The 16,910-nt window shown below is 40.1% G+C and carries 13 protein-coding genes; 5 read left to right on the top strand and 8 right to left on the bottom strand.

Annotated elements, in window-relative coordinates; all coding sequences use genetic code 11:
- Positions 1-17 precede the first annotated feature (17 nt).
- Positions 18-1,931: an esterase/lipase family protein gene (locus JGE69_RS00325; RefSeq protein WP_199111788.1), complete on the top strand. Its 1,914-nt coding sequence runs from the start codon at positions 18-20 to the stop codon at positions 1,929-1,931.
- Between the two features lie 55 nt (positions 1,932-1,986).
- Here JGE69_RS00325 and JGE69_RS00330 read toward each other — a convergent pair whose 3' ends face one another.
- The 7 genes from JGE69_RS00330 to betI form a co-directional block, all read right to left on the bottom strand.
- The gene (locus JGE69_RS00330; RefSeq protein WP_002117544.1) at positions 1,987-3,321 is read right to left on the bottom strand and encodes a basic amino acid/polyamine antiporter; all 1,335 of its coding nucleotides are present in this window, start codon (positions 3,319-3,321) and stop codon (positions 1,987-1,989) included.
- A gap of 5 nt (positions 3,322-3,326) precedes the next feature.
- Entirely contained in the window at positions 3,327-4,205 is an 879-nt protein-coding gene (locus JGE69_RS00335) for a homocysteine S-methyltransferase family protein (RefSeq protein ID WP_104075123.1), read from the bottom strand.
- A 216-nt stretch (positions 4,206-4,421) separates the two neighbouring features.
- Entirely contained in the window at positions 4,422-4,892 is a 471-nt protein-coding gene (locus JGE69_RS00340) for a hypothetical protein (protein WP_199111789.1), read from the bottom strand.
- Between the two features lie 91 nt (positions 4,893-4,983).
- Complete coding sequence (mqo, locus tag JGE69_RS00345; RefSeq protein ID WP_199111790.1) at positions 4,984-6,624, bottom strand: malate dehydrogenase (quinone); 1,641 nt, start codon at positions 6,622-6,624, stop codon at positions 4,984-4,986.
- 510 nt (positions 6,625-7,134) lie between these two features.
- A complete protein-coding gene (gene betA / locus JGE69_RS00350; protein ID WP_199111791.1) occupies positions 7,135-8,793 on the bottom strand; it encodes a choline dehydrogenase in 1,659 nt (552 codons plus the stop codon).
- Between the two features lie 95 nt (positions 8,794-8,888).
- Entirely contained in the window at positions 8,889-10,361 is a 1,473-nt protein-coding gene (betB, locus tag JGE69_RS00355) for a betaine-aldehyde dehydrogenase (RefSeq protein WP_075382446.1), read from the bottom strand.
- A complete protein-coding gene (betI, locus tag JGE69_RS00360; protein ID WP_005070763.1) occupies positions 10,354-10,977 on the bottom strand; it encodes a transcriptional regulator BetI in 624 nt (207 codons plus the stop codon). The genes betB and betI overlap by 8 nt, the downstream gene beginning before the upstream one ends.
- A 264-nt stretch (positions 10,978-11,241) precedes the next feature.
- Here betI and JGE69_RS00365 point away from each other — a divergent pair, with 264 nt between their 5' ends.
- The 4 genes from JGE69_RS00365 to JGE69_RS00380 all read left to right on the top strand — a co-directional run bounded on the left by JGE69_RS00365 (position 11,242) and on the right by JGE69_RS00380 (position 16,444).
- The gene (locus tag JGE69_RS00365) at positions 11,242-12,864 is read left to right on the top strand and encodes a BCCT family transporter (protein ID WP_057068449.1); all 1,623 of its coding nucleotides are present in this window, start codon (positions 11,242-11,244) and stop codon (positions 12,862-12,864) included.
- A 121-nt stretch (positions 12,865-12,985) separates the two neighbouring features.
- Positions 12,986-15,052, top strand: coding sequence for a choline transporter (locus tag JGE69_RS00370; RefSeq protein WP_199111792.1), 2,067 nt, complete (start codon positions 12,986-12,988; stop codon positions 15,050-15,052).
- A gap of 11 nt (positions 15,053-15,063) precedes the next feature.
- Positions 15,064-15,678 carry a MarC family protein gene (locus tag JGE69_RS00375; RefSeq protein ID WP_002117499.1) on the top strand — a complete coding sequence of 205 codons (615 nt, stop codon included), beginning with the start codon at positions 15,064-15,066 and terminating at the stop codon, positions 15,676-15,678.
- Between the two features lie 250 nt (positions 15,679-15,928).
- Positions 15,929-16,444, top strand: a complete 516-nt coding sequence (locus JGE69_RS00380; RefSeq protein ID WP_005070756.1) for an acyl-CoA thioesterase — start codon at positions 15,929-15,931, stop codon at positions 16,442-16,444.
- A 131-nt stretch (positions 16,445-16,575) separates the two neighbouring features.
- On the opposite strand, the gene JGE69_RS00385 is transcribed toward JGE69_RS00380, so the two are convergent.
- Complete coding sequence (locus JGE69_RS00385; RefSeq protein ID WP_000761577.1) at positions 16,576-16,776, bottom strand: hypothetical protein; 201 nt, start codon at positions 16,774-16,776, stop codon at positions 16,576-16,578.
- Between the last annotated feature and the right edge of the window lie 134 nt (positions 16,777-16,910).

The raw sequence follows: 16,910 nt of genomic DNA on the forward strand, positions 1-16,910 counted from the left end.
CGATTAAGGAAGGCAGAATGACAAAGTCTTACCATTATTCAATCATAACAATAATGGCTTTGCTCAGTGGTTGTCAGGTCATTCATTTAAAAGAAAGTAATTTAAGCAATGCTTTAAAAAGTAAGAATGAAAGTATTTTGACCGACGGCACCTTAAGTCATCAAACCCAAAACTTACTGTATTTGGTCAAAGAAGATGAAAAAACTTGCCTGCAAAATTTTGATGATTGTTTAAAGAAAATTCAGAGCTTGTCCGAAAATAGTAGCCGAGAAGAACGCTATGCTGCGCTGAGTGAAATTTACTTGGCAAAAGCTTTAGATGTCGGGCGTAGTAGCCAGTGTCATGTTATTAATAAAAGTAAGAGTTGCGTTGAGCAAGAGTTAGCGCTGTTCGATAAAAGCTTGCGCTATAGTTATGTCTATTTATTTGATTCTGAAGAGTCGCCGTTTGATCGGGTGTTTGACCATCGCCAAAATCAGGTACGTATTTTTTATAACGTGGCCTTGTCAAAGCTTATGACCACGTATTTTAATCATTTAAATACACATCGTTTTCCGCCATTGCTGAAAGCAGATGGGCATGAGTACCACGTCAATTTTGACCACGCGTTAGATGTACAAAAAATAGAAGTCGATACTTTTCGCTCAAGCTATAACATGAACTTTTCTGGTTTTAATACCGTTAACCGTAAGGATGGTTTGGGGGCAGAGTTTATTGTTGGGCGTAAAGAAAATGATGTGAATCACGGCTTCATTTTAGACCCCGATAATTTTTATGCTCACCAAGCCAATCCTAATATTCACTTACCACGCTTCTTTCCAGCTACTGCCATTGCATATCCAAAACAAAAAGCCACAGCCGATCAGGTCATTGCTGGGGCAGAGTTAGAAATTTCAATGTTCGATCCATATCGACAAGACCGTGTAAAAATTGAAGGTGTGGACTATCCACTGACTGCAAACTATTCGGCTCCTTATGGGCTTTGGTTGTCGAAATATAATTTAGGTGCGGCAGGTTATTGGTCTTTAATTAATAAAGAAGCCAATTTAATCATGCCGCATTTATATATGCTGGAACCTTTTAACCCAAATAAGAAAATTATTGTGTTTGTTCATGGTTTAGCAAGTAGCCCAGAGGCATGGGTGAGCCTAACCAATGACATTATGGGCGATGCTGAATTAAGGAAAAACTATCAGGTTTGGCAGGTGTTTTATTCAACCAATATGCCGATTTTTGAAAGTCGTTTTCAGATTTATTCATTGTTGAATCAGGCTTTTCAAAACATTGCGAAAGACAGTTATGCGGCACACGATGCAGTGTTGGTCGGGCATAGTATGGGCGGTGTGATTAGCCGTTTACTGGTGAGTAATGCCGATATTTCAGAGCAAGCCATAAAAAAAATGAATGAAGCGCAGTTAAATCGTTTAAAAGAAAATCCGGTAATTCGTGAGCGTTTTCAGTTCAAGGCTTTGCCATATTTTAATCGAGTTGTTTTTGTTTCGGCACCGCATCATGGTACAGACTACGCTGACCGATGGTTTACCCAAATTGCCCGCCGTATTATTCGTTTACCGGCTGACTTTTTTATTGCGGTCGAAATGAGAGATGAGAAAAATACCAAACTCAGAAAAGGCTTAATTGAAAATGGGGCGAGTAATTTAAGTCGCTCTTCTAACTTTATGCAGTTGACTCAAGCTATTCAACCATCATCCCAAGTGGTTTATCACTCGATTATGGGCAATATTCATGGCACGCCAGATAAGTTAAAAAGCAGTGATGGAATTGTGCCGTATCAAAGTTCGCATTTAGGTGGGGAGCAGTCGGAGTTGATCATTAAAGGTGGACATTCGATTCAAACTAGCCCTGAGGCAATTTTAGAATTACGCCGTATTTTACGATTGCATTTAAAGCAGTCGCAGCCTTCAAAGTAGAGAGTTTTATTCTTAGAAAACCACTGCTGAACTGGGCCAACAGTGGTTGAAATAATTAATTTAGCTGATTTTGTTTGAGCGATTTTTTATGCTCAAAGTAGCTGATTGAAAAAATAACCAAGCCGACCAAATACAACACACCAGACAACAGAAGTAAGTCTAGTCCTGCGGCATAGAGTAACCAAAGCGCATAGATTGAAGCGACACTTGCAATCGCAATATGCGGTGTGCGTTTATGGCGAATGGATTCTTTAAGGTAAAAAGCTGACACCAGAAAATAAGGCAGCAAAATCATGACTGATGAAATCAATAAAAGTTGAGTGTAATTTTTATTGAAAAAATACACGGCAATGAGTGAGCCTTGTACCACAAGCGTCGTCAACCAAAGTGATGAAATCGGTACATTATTTTGATTATTCTTTAAAAATAATTTTGGGAAAGCACCATTTTTTGCCGCCAAAAATGGAATTTCAGTGGCAAATAAGGTCCAACTTAAGTAAGAGGATGCAACCGAAATAATCAACCCGATGGTAATAATGATGGTACCCGGCAAACCGATCAGTTGCTGTAAAATGGTCGCCATTGATGGGTTATGCATGCCTGCAAGCGCTTCACGACTCGCCACACCATAAGCCAACACTGTCACCATCACGTAAAAACTTAATGCCAGCAAAACACCTAAAATAGTTGCTTTGCCAATGTCATGACGTTTTTTTGCACGCGATGATAAAACTACAGCACCTTCAATACCGGTAAATACCCAAAGGGTAATCAACATTAGGTCTTTCACTTGCTGCCAAAGTGGAACTTGCAAAGAAAAGTCATGTAAGTTGAGTTTGAATAGATCAAACTTAAAGGCAATGAAGGTAAAGAAGATGAAAACCACCATTGGAATGATTTTGGCAATGGTTGCCAGTAAATTCACAATCGCAGCTTCTTTAATGCCTCGACTCACTAACCAGTGTACCAGCCATACAAAAATGCTTGAGCCAATCAGTGAATAGAGCGTATTACCTTCACCAAAAATAATATGGTCTTTGCTGTCGGTAAACATGCCGACGCCTGAAAAGGCAATCACCACATAACCAACAATACCAATGGTAGTACACAACCAATAGCCCCACGCTGAGCAAAACCCGATCAGGTCCCCAAAGCCTTCTCGGGCATAGTTATAAATACCGCCGTCAAGATCTGGTCGTTGACGCGTTAAATGCAACAATGAGAGGGCCAAGAAAATAATACCGACCCCAGTAATGAGCCATGCGACTAGAAGGGCAGAACCATTGGCAACTTGAGCCATATTTTGGGGGAGGCTAAAGACGCCTGACCCCACCATAGAACTAAAGACCAGCGCTGTAAGAGACAATAATCCAATTTTGGCAGCAGACATGGTATTTATTCTTTAAAAAATTGAGAAAGTTCAGCAATGTGTTCTGGCCCGATACCACAACAACCGCCCACTAAACTTGCACCTGCTTGCTGCCATTGTTTAGCAAAACCTAGATAAGCTGGAGCATCTAAGTCTTTACGAATTTCATCGAGACCATCGTTGGCAGTAGCGCTTTCATCTTGCGGTGGGAAAGCATTGGCATAAGCACCAATTTGTACAGACTCCGGAATAAGTCCTTTAATTTCATTAATCGCTTGCAAGATCACTTCAGGTTGGCAGCAGTTAAACAACACTGCTTTGGCATTTGATTGTTTGATGAACTCAGCCACTTGCTGCATATTTTCACCAGAACGAAGGAGTGCTTGTTCTTGTTTAATCTCATCTTGCAGCGTAAATGACACCCAATAGTCCTTACCATCTTGTGGTAACAACGCATGGACTGTTTCGACTTCTTTTAAGCATGATTGGGTTTCTGCTAGCCAAAAATCTACTTCCGGTGCCAATGTTTTAATGATGGGCTCAGCAAGGCTTTTAGCCTGTTCAGGTTGGAACAGGTCGGCACGGTAAGAACCAAATAATGGTGGTAAGCAGCCTGCGATTTTGACATTTTTGCCGCTTTCTTTAACTGCATTTTTTGCCTGTTCAATTGCAACTTTAATTAAACGCACACCGTCGGTTTCAAAGCGTTCTTGTCCAATATGAAATGGCACAACAGCATAGTTGTTAGTCGTAATCACTTCTGAACCAGCGTTAATAAAATCGAGATGTACTTCTTTTACTGTTTCTGGTGCTTCAATGAGTGCAAGCGCAGACCACTCTGGTTGACGAAATGGAGCGCCACGACGGGCCAATTCACGGCCTAAACCGCCATCTAAAATTTTCATAAATTACAACGTAAAGGGAGAAAAATAATTCAGCTAATCTAGCGTGTAGATGGATCGTATTCAATCGCGAATATGCTCGATATATTTCTAAATAAATTAGATTGTTATGAATATTTTTTCTTAAAAGGAATTCTGTAGATCATGTTCAGTTTTACTGATGAAATTCATGTGAAAAAGATTACGTATTTATTTGAAAATATAGACTAAAAAATAATCTTATAACGCGCCATATTGTTGCCAACTTTCGCCAGTGTGCTGCGTTCTATAATACGCTTTAAGCTGTTCAAGCTGCATAAAGTGTATGCCTGACCAAATTAATAAACTGATGAATATTAAAACTTTAGATAAGCGACGAACTTTTTCTAGGCGAGCAAAAGCTAACAGTACAAAAAATAAGGCAGGTAAAAATATAAAGAATTGAACAGGGGAGAAAAATAAATGAGCAGTACTGAAATATAACGCCGCTGCACCCATCAGCACATTTAAAACAGAACATAGCTTTTGATATTTACCGAGCTTAAAAGAGAAGGCAGTTATGACAAGTAACACTGCAGAGCCGATGTAAATTGCTGTGCCGCCAATCATCCACATATAAAAACCGCTTACCAAAAGATAAGCCAGCAGTAAAACAAGCACGAGCTTAAAACCAAATGACAAGAGGCGAGATGATGAGTTTAAAGGCGTCATAGTGAATCTAAATATCTCAACTGAGGGCTTAAAAAACAAAAGGACGAATCGAAATTCATCCTTTTGGAATTTTATTTATACATCGTCAAACTTAGTTTTCTTTTGCAACTGGGGCAGCAGCAGTTTCATCGTTTGCAGCTTTGAACGGAGATGTATAGTTCAAGCCAAGCGTAGAACTTGTGTACTGACGAACTTTGTCGAGTAACACAGGATCTTTGCTTAAGTCTTGTTTATAAGACACTACAATTTCATGAAGCTTCTGGTTCCACTTACCTTCAGTTTGCTCAGGGAAAGCTTTTTCAAGCAAGTTAAGCATGATGTATGGAGAAGTCGAAGCACCAGGCGACGCACCTAACAATGCAGTTACAGCACCATCTTTAGACGCAAAGATTTCTGTACCGAATTGAAGTGTTGCTGGTTTACCCGGTTCTTTCTTAATGATCTGAACACGTTGACCACCTTGGCTTAAACGCCAGTCTTCAGCTTTCGCATCTGGGTAGTATTTACGAAGTTCATTTAGACGGTCTTCATCTGACATCATGACTTGGCTGACCAAGTATTTAACAAGATCAAGGTTCTCTAAACCAACAGTGGTCATTGGTAAAACGTTGTTTTTGTTGGTTGATGCCAGTAAATCAAGCTGAGAACCATTTTTCAGGAACTTGTTTGAATACGTTGCAAATGGGCCAAACAATACATATTTTTTACCATCGATATAACGTGTATCAATATGTGGTACAGACATTGGAGGAGCACCAAGTTCAGCACGGCCATATACTTTCGCTGTGTGTTCAGCAGTAATTTTTGGGTTGTCAGTAATTAAGAACTCACCACCAACAGGGAAGCCAGCATATTGTTTCGCTTCTGGTAAACCAGTAAGTTGCAATAATTTAACTGCTGCACCGCCTGCACCGATAAATACAAAACGTGTTTTAACGTGATCTACTTTACCAGTTTTCAAATTTTTGAAAGACACAGTCCAAGTTTTGTCATCATTTTGGCTGATGCCAGTCACTTCAGTTGATGTCTGTAATTTGAAATTCGGGTTTTGATTTAAATGACCCACTAATTGTTTAGTGATTGAACCATAGTTCACGTCAGAGCCAACATCCATACGGGTTGCTGCAACTTTTTGACTAGGGTCTCGGTCATTCATCACTAAAGGTGCCCATTGTTTAATCACAGCTGGGTCTTCAGTAAATTTCATACCTTTGAACAACGGGCTTTGGATCATGGCAGCATAACGTTTTTCTAAGAATTGAACGTTATCGCCCCAAACGAAAGCAATGTGCGGAACTGGATTAATGAATGATTTTGGTTCAGCTAAAACGCCTTGTTTTACCTGATATGACCAGAACTGTTTAGCAACTTCAAATTGAGAAGCAACTTTTTCAGCTTTGGCAATTTCCATCTTACCGTTTTTCTCTTCGGTATAGTTCATTTCCATAAAGCCAGAGTGGCCTGTTCCGGCATTGTTAAAGCCGTTTGAACTTTCTTGAGCAACTTGGTCAAGACGTTCATACATACGAATTTGCCAGTTTGGTTCAAGCTCAGTGAAATAAGTACCGAGAGTGGCACTCATGATGCCGCCGCCAACAAGAACAGCATCAACAACTGGCTCATCTTTTGCAGTTTCAACTTGTTTTGACGTTGTTGGTCTAAACAAGAATACAATACCTGCAATTAGAATAAGAATGATTAATACCAGAAGGTATTTCAAAAACTTTTTCATGTAAGGGGGACCTTAAAATAAGTTATTTGAGTCACTTAAGGTGTGAGGAAACCTAGACAGCGTATCCAGACAAAACGGATATAAATGCGAAAGTAAATTCTCAAAATTAGAGAACTTCGAAAAAAATAAAAATTACTTGGGATTATCGCAAACACTCTATATTTTAGACTAATTTTGCATTGACAAGACAATTTTTATAATAAATGGGGTTCATCAAAATCATAAATATGATTTATATTTAATCAAATTGAGCTTTGAAAAGATAATTTAAGCTAATTATTTTTATTTAAGTATTTGAAATTAAATTAATAAATTTAATTTGATTAAAGTTAAATCATTTGAAGAATATTTTCCTATAAAAATTGATTAATTTTTATTTCTTACCCTATTTATGTAAATAAGCTGCTCGTAAGTGCTTATTTTCTGTCATACATTGTTCTTATTAATATTGGTTCTATAAAGATTAAATTAAGGGCATATCTCTGCATAAGAAATATGCCCTTTCAGATTTTATGATGCTACATAGAACGGTGCAGTTGAACGTGGTAACGCTTCGCGTCCACGAATTTGGTCTGCAATTTTCTCGGCAATCATGATGGTGGTTGCATTTAAGTTACCGGTAATAATCAGCGGCATAATTGAGGCATCAACTACACGCAAACCCTTCATACCGTGTACACGACCTTGACCATCTACAACAGCCATTTCATCTTCACCCATCTTACAGCTACAAGACGGATGGTAAGCTGTTTCTGCATGGTTACGAACAAAGTCGTCAAGCTCTGCATCTGTTTGCAAATGTTTGCCCGGACTAATTTCTTCACCACGATATGGATCAAGCGCAGGTTGCTGCATGATTTCACGAGTAATACGAATTGCATCGCGGAACTCGCGCCAGTCTTGCTCAGTCGACATGTAGTTAAACAAGATACTTGGATGCTCAAATGGATCTTTCGATTTAAGTTTGATACGACCGCGTGAAGGCGAACGCATTGAACCGACGTGAGCTTGGAAACCATGTTCTTTCACTGCATTACTACCGTTGTAGTTAATGGCAACTGGCAAGAAATGGTACTGGATGTTTGGCCATGTAAACTCATCAGAACTACGGATAAATCCGCCTGCTTCAAACTGGTTACTTGCACCAATACCTGTACCATTAAATAGCCACTCGGCACCAATCGCAGGTTGGTTATACCATTTTAAAGCAGGGTATAAAGAAACGGGTTGCTTACATTTATATTGTAAGTACATTTCTAGATGGTCTTGCAGGTTTTCACCTACACCCGGCAAATCATGAACCACATCAATGTCCATTGATTTTAAGAAGGTACTTTGACCCACACCTGAACGCTGTAAAATTTGTGGTGACGCAATTGCGCCTGAGCATAGTAAGACTTCGCGTTTAACCAATGCACGTTGCAAGTTGTTTTGGTCAGCACCAATAATGTATTCAACACCAATGGCTTGCTTTTGATTAAACAAGATTTTGTTGGTCGTCGCATGAGTCAAAATAGTCAGGTTTGGACGACCTTTTGCCATATCCAAATAACCACGTGCAGTGCTTGAGCGACGACCCTTAGGCGTAACTGTACGGTCCATTGGACCAAAGCCTTCTTGTTGGTAACCATTTAAGTCATCAGTACGTGGGTAACCTGCTTGTACACCAGCTTCAACCATGGCATGGAACAACACATTGTTGCCATTTTTAGGGGTAGCAACGGACACAGGACCATTGCCGCCATGGTAGTCATTTTCACCAATGTCACGGGTTTCGGCTTTTTTATAGTAAGGTAAACAGTCAGCATAAGACCAGTTTTCAAGGCCCTTATGCGTTGACCATTGTTCTAAATCCATGGCATTACCGCGAATATAGCACATGCCATTAATTAAAGATGAGCCACCTAAACCTTTACCACGACCACACTCCATACGACGGTTGTTCATGTGTGGCTCTGGGTCAGTTAAATAAGCCCAGTTATAGCGACGACCTTGAAGAGGGTAGGCCAAAGCTGCCGGCATTTGTGTACGGAAATCCAAGCGATAATCCGGTCCACCTGCTTCTAGCAGTAAAACGGTAGTATCTTTGTCTTCAGTAAGACGCGCAGCGAGTACATTTCCGGCAGATCCTGCGCCAATAATAATGTAATCATATTCTTTAATATTCATAACTATCCTTTTTTTACTAACAGTTTGCCTGAGCAATCTATAAAGACTGCTCGGCATATGTGATTTAGGTTGAAGTGTTTAAAGCGATGGAGGCATTAAAAAATACTTTGATAATCGCCAAGTTCAACTTGAATAGATTTGATACGGGTATAGTGCCCAAGCGTGGTCAAGCCATTTTCGCGGCCTACACCAGATTGTTTATAGCCACCGACTGGCATCTCGGCAGGCGATTCACCCCACGTGTTAATCCAGCAAATACCGGCTTCAATTTGGTGAATAATACGATGAGCACGGCTGATGTCTTGAGTAACTACGCCGGCAGCTAAACCAAAGGTCGTGTCGTTAGCACGTTGAATCACTTCTTCTTCAGTTTCATAGCTTAAGATGCTCATGACAGGTCCAAAAATCTCTTCTTGAACAATAGCCATCTGGTCAGTGCAGTCGCTAAATACTGTAGGTAGTACATAAGCGCCTTTGGCAAGTTCGCCTTCTGTAGCACGACCACCACCAATTAACACTTTAGCGCCTTGTTGTTTGCCTGACTCAATGAAAGACAACACTTTTTCCATGTGAGGGAAGCTAGTGAGTGGACCGAAGTTGGTGTCTTCAGCCATTGGGTCGCCAATGCGAATACGTTTTACACGTTCTACAACCGCTTTTTCAAAGTCGGCTAGAAGTGATTTTGGAACAAATACACGCGTACCGTTGGTACATACCTGACCTGAGCTAAAGAAGTTCGCCATGACTGCAATATCTGCTGCACGGTTCAGGTCGGCATCTTCACAAATAATCAGTGGAGATTTACCACCGAGTTCCATGGTCACTTCTTTTAGCGTAGAGCCAGCAGCACTTGCCATGACTTTTTTGCCAGTTTCCACACCACCAGTAAATGAGATTTTTTCAATCACAGGATGTTCAGTGAGCCACTGACCAATTTCACGGCCAGCACCTTGCACCACGTTAAATACGCCGTCTGGAACGCCTGCTTCTGTATAGATTTCTGCAAGTTTAAATGCAGTGAGTGGAGTGGTTTCACTTGGTTTGAAAATCATGGCATTACCCGCAGCAAGGGCAGGGGCAGATTTCCATAAAGCAATTTGAATTGGATAGTTCCAAGCACCAATACCAGCAACTACACCTAACGGTTCACGGCGTGTATAAAAGAAACTTGATTCGCGAAGTGGAACTTGTTCGCCTTGAATAGCTGTTGCAAGTCCTGCGTAGTATTCGAGTACATCTGCGCCAGTCACAATATCGACTGTAGATGTTTCGCTGAAAGCTTTACCTGTGTCGAGTGTTTCAAGACGGGCAAGCTCATCATTACGTTCACGAAGAATGTCGACAGCACGACGTAAAATACGAGAACGTTCCATGGCAGTCATGGCAGCCCAGATTTTTTGTCCTTGTTGGGCACTTTGTACAGCAGCTTCAATATCTTGTTCAGAAGCTTGTTGAAGAGTCGCGATTGTCTCGCCGTTGGCAGGGTTAATACTATTAAATGTTTTACCACTGGTTGCTTTAACGTAGCGTCCATGGATATACAATTGATGAACTTGTACATCACTCATTTTGTCTCTCCTGCAAAGGCTTGTTCGCAAATTGCAATTGCGTTTGTACATAATCGTAAGCAATGGAACGAGCAAGATTGCTGTCAAATTCGTTATGACGGCTTAAACTGCCTCGTAACCATAATCCATCAATCAATGCTGCCAAACCTCTAGCGGCAACACTGGCCTGTTGTTCATCCATTAACTTAAGAAAATAAAATTTCAAGTTGGAGTACAGGCGTTGATCATTAATCTTTTGTAAGCGGCTTAAGTCTGGTACATGCATACTTGCTGACCAAAAGTCCAACCAGACCCGCATTGCTTTTTCATTGACCTGACTAATGTCAAAGTTAGAGTCGATAATGGCCTTAATCTGGCTCTCTGGATGCGAATCTGCTTCTGCTCTGTACTGTTCGGTTTTACGACGCAGAACATTTAACATTTCTTGCATACAGGTATTTATCAACCCCTGTTTGTCGCCAAAGTAATGGCTGACAATGCCGGTCGACAGCTCGGCTTTTTTTGCAATTTGTGCAATGGTGGTATTGGATAACCCCACTTCATAAATTACGTCGAGTGCAGCGTTCATGATTTCTTCACGTCGCACATGTTCTGGTTTTACTCTGCGTTTTGTCATGGTTGTCCACATCAGCACTTTTATGGGTGCTTAAAATTCAACATGTTAACTTGCAGAGCATCATAGCACTTTTTTATCATACTTGTTATTGATTGAACGTTCAATCAATAACAAGTATGATATGTAAAAATCAATGAATTTTTGAACATGCTTCTAAAAAGAAAGAAGTGAAATCAAAGGTTCTAAAGGATAGGATGATGCGCATAAGTACATTACTTATCACGTTATTTTGAGAAAAATACACCGATTGCAAGGAGCAATAAGATGGTGTTGAAAAGTGATGGATATTCTTCAGACCATATTCGGTTAAATCGTTTCGTATTTTGGAGTTCAGCCATCAGTATTGGCATTTTTGGCCTACTTTTTGTGCTGTTTCCAGAAAAAAGTCAGTTTTGGTTGACCTATGTACAAGAGCAAGTAAATCACTTTTTCGGGTGGTATTACATGCTGGTTATTGTGCTGTGTCTGGGCTTTGTCGCTTGGCTCGCCTTTTCAAAAGTAGGACAGATTCCTTTAGGAAAAGATGACGACAAACCTGAGTTTAGCTATTTGGCTTGGACTTCAATGCTGTTTTCGGCAGGGATTGGTATTGCGCTACTTTATTATGGTGTGGCCGAACCTGTTGACCATTTTTTAAGACCGCCAGAAGGTGAGGCAGGAACGATTCAGGCAGCCCGTAATGCGATGACTTATAGCTTTTTGCATTGGGGGATTCATGGCTGGGTGCTCTATGCATTGCTCGGAGTTACTTTAGGCTACTTTGCTTTTAGACAAAACTTGCCATTAGCACTGCGTTCAGCGCTTTACCCAATTTTTGGAGAGCGAGTGCATGGCTTGGTGGGTGATTTTGTCGATGGTTTTGGAATTTTAGCGACGGTTATTTCCTTAGTGACCAACTTGGGAATTGGAGCATTAGTACTCGTATCGGGCATTTGTTATTTACTTCCTCAAATTCCGGATAACTCTGCGACTTTAATTACTGCCGTGCTCATTATGATGTTCGTTGCGACGATTACGACAGTGGTGGGTATTGAAAAAGGTTTAGCATGGTTGTCGCGTATTAATTTACGTCTGCTATATGCCTTACTTTTATTTGTATTTTTAACGGGTCCGACAAACCATTTATTAAATGGTCTGGTACAAAATACGGGCGATTATCTCAATAATTTTATTGGTAAAAGTTTTGATATGTATTTGTACAATCAAAAAGCCAGTGGCTGGTTGGGTTCGTGGACTGTATTTTATTGGGCTTGGTGGATTGCATGGGCGCCTTTTGTCGGTATGTTTATTGCCCGCATTTCAAAAGGACGTACCATTCGTGAAGTAGTATTAGGTGTATGCCTGATTCCACTCGGCTTTACACTGGCTTGGATTTCGGTTTTTGGAAACACTGCAATTTATTTTATCTTGCAGCAAAAACAGAAAGTATTAGGTGATATGGTCTTAACTGATCCAGCATTATCTTTATTTAAATTACTCGAATATCTGCCGTTTAATCCTTACGTTGCTGGTATTGTTGTTGTAATTTGTTTCGTTTTATTTTTGACACCAGTTGGCTCTGGTACACTAATGATCGCTAATTTGTCCTCAAAAGGGGGCACCAATGATAGTGATTCACCGATCTGGTTACGCGTCTTTTGGTCTGTGGTAATTACCATTGTAAGTATTGGCTTGCTTCTAGCCGGTAGTTTTAACTCCATGCAAAGTGCTGTGGTGTTATGTGGTTTACCATTTTCAGTCATTATTTTGCTTTATATGTTTGGTTTAGCCAAAGCGTTAAAGCAAGATGATTTTGACCCTCAATTAGTGAAAAAACAGTTAGCTGTTTCAAAAGACATTTCAGTCCCATCGAATTGTGACCAGAATAAAGTGACCGAGGTTTTATAACCTCAATCGATCACATCTATATATTATTTTTTTGCGTTTAAAGTCGTCTTTTCATTGTTTTAAATAAGAGTGAAAAGACGAAATTAAATATTTTGTTTTTATTTTATTCCTTGAGGATTGTATGGCAACAGATAATCCAAGAGCAGTTGATGATTTAACATTATCTAAATCTAAAAAAGACCCGCTCAACCGTGTGGTTTTTTATTTTTCAGCTGTACTTATTTTAATTTTTTCTCTCGTCACGTTTTTGTTCAACGATTTTGCTAATCGGGTCATGAATGCCGTGCTTCAGTGGGTAACTTCAACTTTTGGTTGGTATTATCTGCTTGCCGCAACATTATATATGGCGTTCGTGATTTTTATTGCCTGCTCAAGATATGGCAGTATCAAATTAGGACCTAAGCATTCAAAGCCTGAGTTTAGTTTACTGAGTTGGTCTGCCATGCTGTTCTCGGCTGGTATTGGTATCGACCTCATGTTCTTCTCGGTCGCTGAACCACTATCTCATTATATGCAACCTCCAGTCGGAGCAGGGCAAACCTATGAAGCAGCACGCCAAAGTATGGTTTGGACCTTATTCCACTATGGTTTAACTGGTTGGTGTATGTATGCCTTGATTGGTATGTCATTGGGATATTTCAGCTATCGTTATAATTTGCCGCTTACCATTCGTTCTGCACTTTACCCAATTTTCGGGAACAGAATTAATGGTGCGATTGGGCATAGTGTTGATACAGCTGCCGTGATCGGGACAATTTTTGGTATTGCGACGACCTGCGGGATTGGAGTAGTACAGCTGAATTATGGCCTACATGTGTTATTGGGGTTACCAGAAAATATCTGGATGCAATTTATCCTGATTGCTGTTGCGGTCGGTATTAGTATTATTTCGGTGACATCTGGGGTCAATAAAGGCCTGCGGATTTTATCTGAAATCAATATTTATGTTTCGGTCGGGTTATTGCTGTTTATTTTATTCTTGGGAAATACCGAGTTTTTACTCAATGCCCTTGTCCAAAATATTGGTGACTATTTAACTCGTTTCCCTGCTTTAGCATTACAAAGTTTTGCTTTTGAACAGCCTAAAGAATGGATGAGTAGTTGGACTTTCTTCTTCTGGGCGTGGTGGATTGCTTGGTCTCCATTTGTAGGACTCTTTCTGGCACGTATCTCAAGAGGGCGTACTATTCGTGAGTTTGTCTGCGGTACCTTAATTATTCCCCTTCTATTTACACTTACGTGGTTATCTATTTTTGGTAATAGTGCTCTGCACAGCGTTATTTTTGAAGGCAATCAAACCTTAGCAGCGACTGTGTTAGCAAATCCGGCTCATGGTTTTTATGACCTGTTAGCGCAATATCCAGGTTTTACCTTTATTGCTTCAATTGCCACTGTAACAGGACTTTTGTTCTACGTGACTTCTGCCGATTCAGGAGCTCTGGTTTTAGGTAACTTCACCACTAAACTCACTAATATTGATAATGATGCTCCACGTTGGTTAAGCGTGTTTTGGGCAGTGGCGATTGGTTTACTTACATTAGCCATGCTCATGACCAACGGCATTACCGCCTTGCAAAACGCAACTATTATTATGGGATTGCCGTTTAGTTTTGTGATGTTCCTTGTGATGGCCGGGCTTTATAAGTCGCTCAGACTTGAAGATTACAGGCATGCTAGTCTCAGTATGAATGCAGCACCAGTGGTAGGGAACGTTGATATTCTGAACTGGAAACAGCGTTTAACTCGAGTCATGCATCATCCGGGAACTACTGAAACACAGCGCATGCTAGATACGGTGTGTTTGCCAGCTGTTCAGGCTGTTGCTGATGAGTTGATTAAGCAGGGTATGAATGTGGATATACAGCAAACCCCGCTTGAAGATGAAGATACGCTTTACCATTTAGATCTGACTATCCATTTGGAAGAAGAGCAAAACTTTGTTTATCAGATCTGGCCTGTACGCTATAGCGCGCCGAACTTCAGTCAGCGTGTAAAACGTGGCAAACAGTTCTATTTCCGACTTGAAACCTATCTTTATGACGGCTCGCAAGATAACGATCTGGTTGGCTACAGTAAAGAACAGGTCATTAACGATATTTTAGATAAATATGAAAGACATATGACGTTCTTACATATTAATCGTATTAGCCCCGGGAATCGTCCATTGTTCCCAGATCCACAAGCTTAAGAGGAAAATGCATGGCTTCTCCTTATCTACATTCTTTTGCTTTATTTTTCTCGTTGCTCAATCCATTTTTAATGAGCATTTATATGATTGGCCTGATCCGCCATTCAGAAGCCAAGGTGTTTAATAAAGCACTGATTCAGGGAAGTTTGATTGCTTTTGTCGTGTTCATGCTATTTGCATGGGGCGGCGAAACAATTTTTAGTAAATATCTGAATGTACGTTTTGAAGCCTTTCAGATTTTTGGAGGCCTTATCTTTTTGGTGATTGGCTACCGCTATGTGTTTCAAGGTGCCGACACCATTGGAGAAATGCGTGGTGCTCCAGAACATCTGGCTGGCACCATTGCCATGCCGTTTATGATCGGTCCAGGGACTATTAGCGCTGCGGTAGTCACAGGAATTGAAATGTCAATTGGTGAAGCAGCCCTAGTGATTGCTTTCACCTTGTTTTTAACTTGCAGTATTTTGATTTTGATGAAATTTTCACATGATCATTTACGCTATAAACATGCCAAACATATTGACCGCTATTTTGATATTGTCGGGCGTTTATCTGCTTTATTAATTGGTACGATCGCCATTGATATGATTATTAATGGTGTAACAGGCGTCATTAATAAAGTTTAGCAAGTCACTCATAAGAACCTGCTATGCCATTGAACATGGAATAAAATGGCATAGCATCTTCTAAAAAATTCTAAGATAAATAGAACAGCTTTAAAAAATAACTTTAAAAATAGTGCCTTAAAAAATTAAATTTTTAAAAACAATCAAAGATATTAAAAAATACGATGCTATGTTATGGATTTAAGCATGTTTTTTTTGTGAATTATCAACCATAATGTTGACTGAGCTTGTTTTAAGACAGAGTTGAGCTATGCCTACATTAGATGAAATGACCACAGCAACTGATGATCAGTCTGAATTGACGATGTCAGTTTTGATGACGCCTGATATGGCAAATTTTTCAGGTAATGTTCATGGTGGTACGATTCTAAAACTACTAGACCAAGTCGCTTATGCTTGCGCAAGTCGTTATTCGGGTGGCTACGTGGTGACTTTATCTGTAGATAAAGTAAATTTTAAAGAACCTATTTATGTAGGTGAGTTGGTAACCTTCTTGGCAAGTGTTAACCATGTAGGCCGTACTTCAATGGAAGTCGGAATCCGTGTTGAAGCGCAAAATATCCAGAAGCGGACAGTGCGCCATACCAATAGTTGTTATTTCACGATGGTTGCTGTTGATGAACAGGGCAAGCCATGTGAAGTACCTCAATTAAATCTCAATACAGAATGGAAGCGTTGCCGCTTTGAAGCTGCTGAGCATCGTAAGGTTTTACGTCTTCAAGAAAACCACAACCCATCTTGTAGCATGTATAAGAAAACTTCTTAAAAAAATAGATCAAATTAAAAAAGGATCGAACCGCAGCATGGTTCGATCCTTTTTCTTCTTTACCAAAATTCAGCGTCCATTTTTCATTTCAGTAAAATTATCTCTGAGCTTGGAGGAGAATGCTGAGAGAATTAACGAGTTGCAGGAGCAGCTTCAGAAGCAGAACCTACAGCATCAGATGCAGCATTTGCAGTGTTTGCTTGTTCTTGAGTTGAAACAACAACTTTTTCTTCACCAGCAGTGTTATGTGCTTGGTCGTGCTTAGAAGCAGCGAAAGTTGAAGCAGCAGTTAAAGCAAGTGTAGTAGCGAGTAAAGTTTTAGCTAATTTCATTTTATGGCATCCTTAAATTTCATTTAAAAATAAATTAAACCTAATCGTTCATACATACCTGAAACCTGTATGGCTGAATGACTAAGCTAGGACACATGCTAAGCCGAGCTTGGTATTACATCAATTAACTTAAC

It is taken from the genome of Acinetobacter sp. C13, from assembly GCF_016809775.1.
Classification (GTDB): domain Bacteria; phylum Pseudomonadota; class Gammaproteobacteria; order Pseudomonadales; family Moraxellaceae; genus Acinetobacter; species Acinetobacter pittii.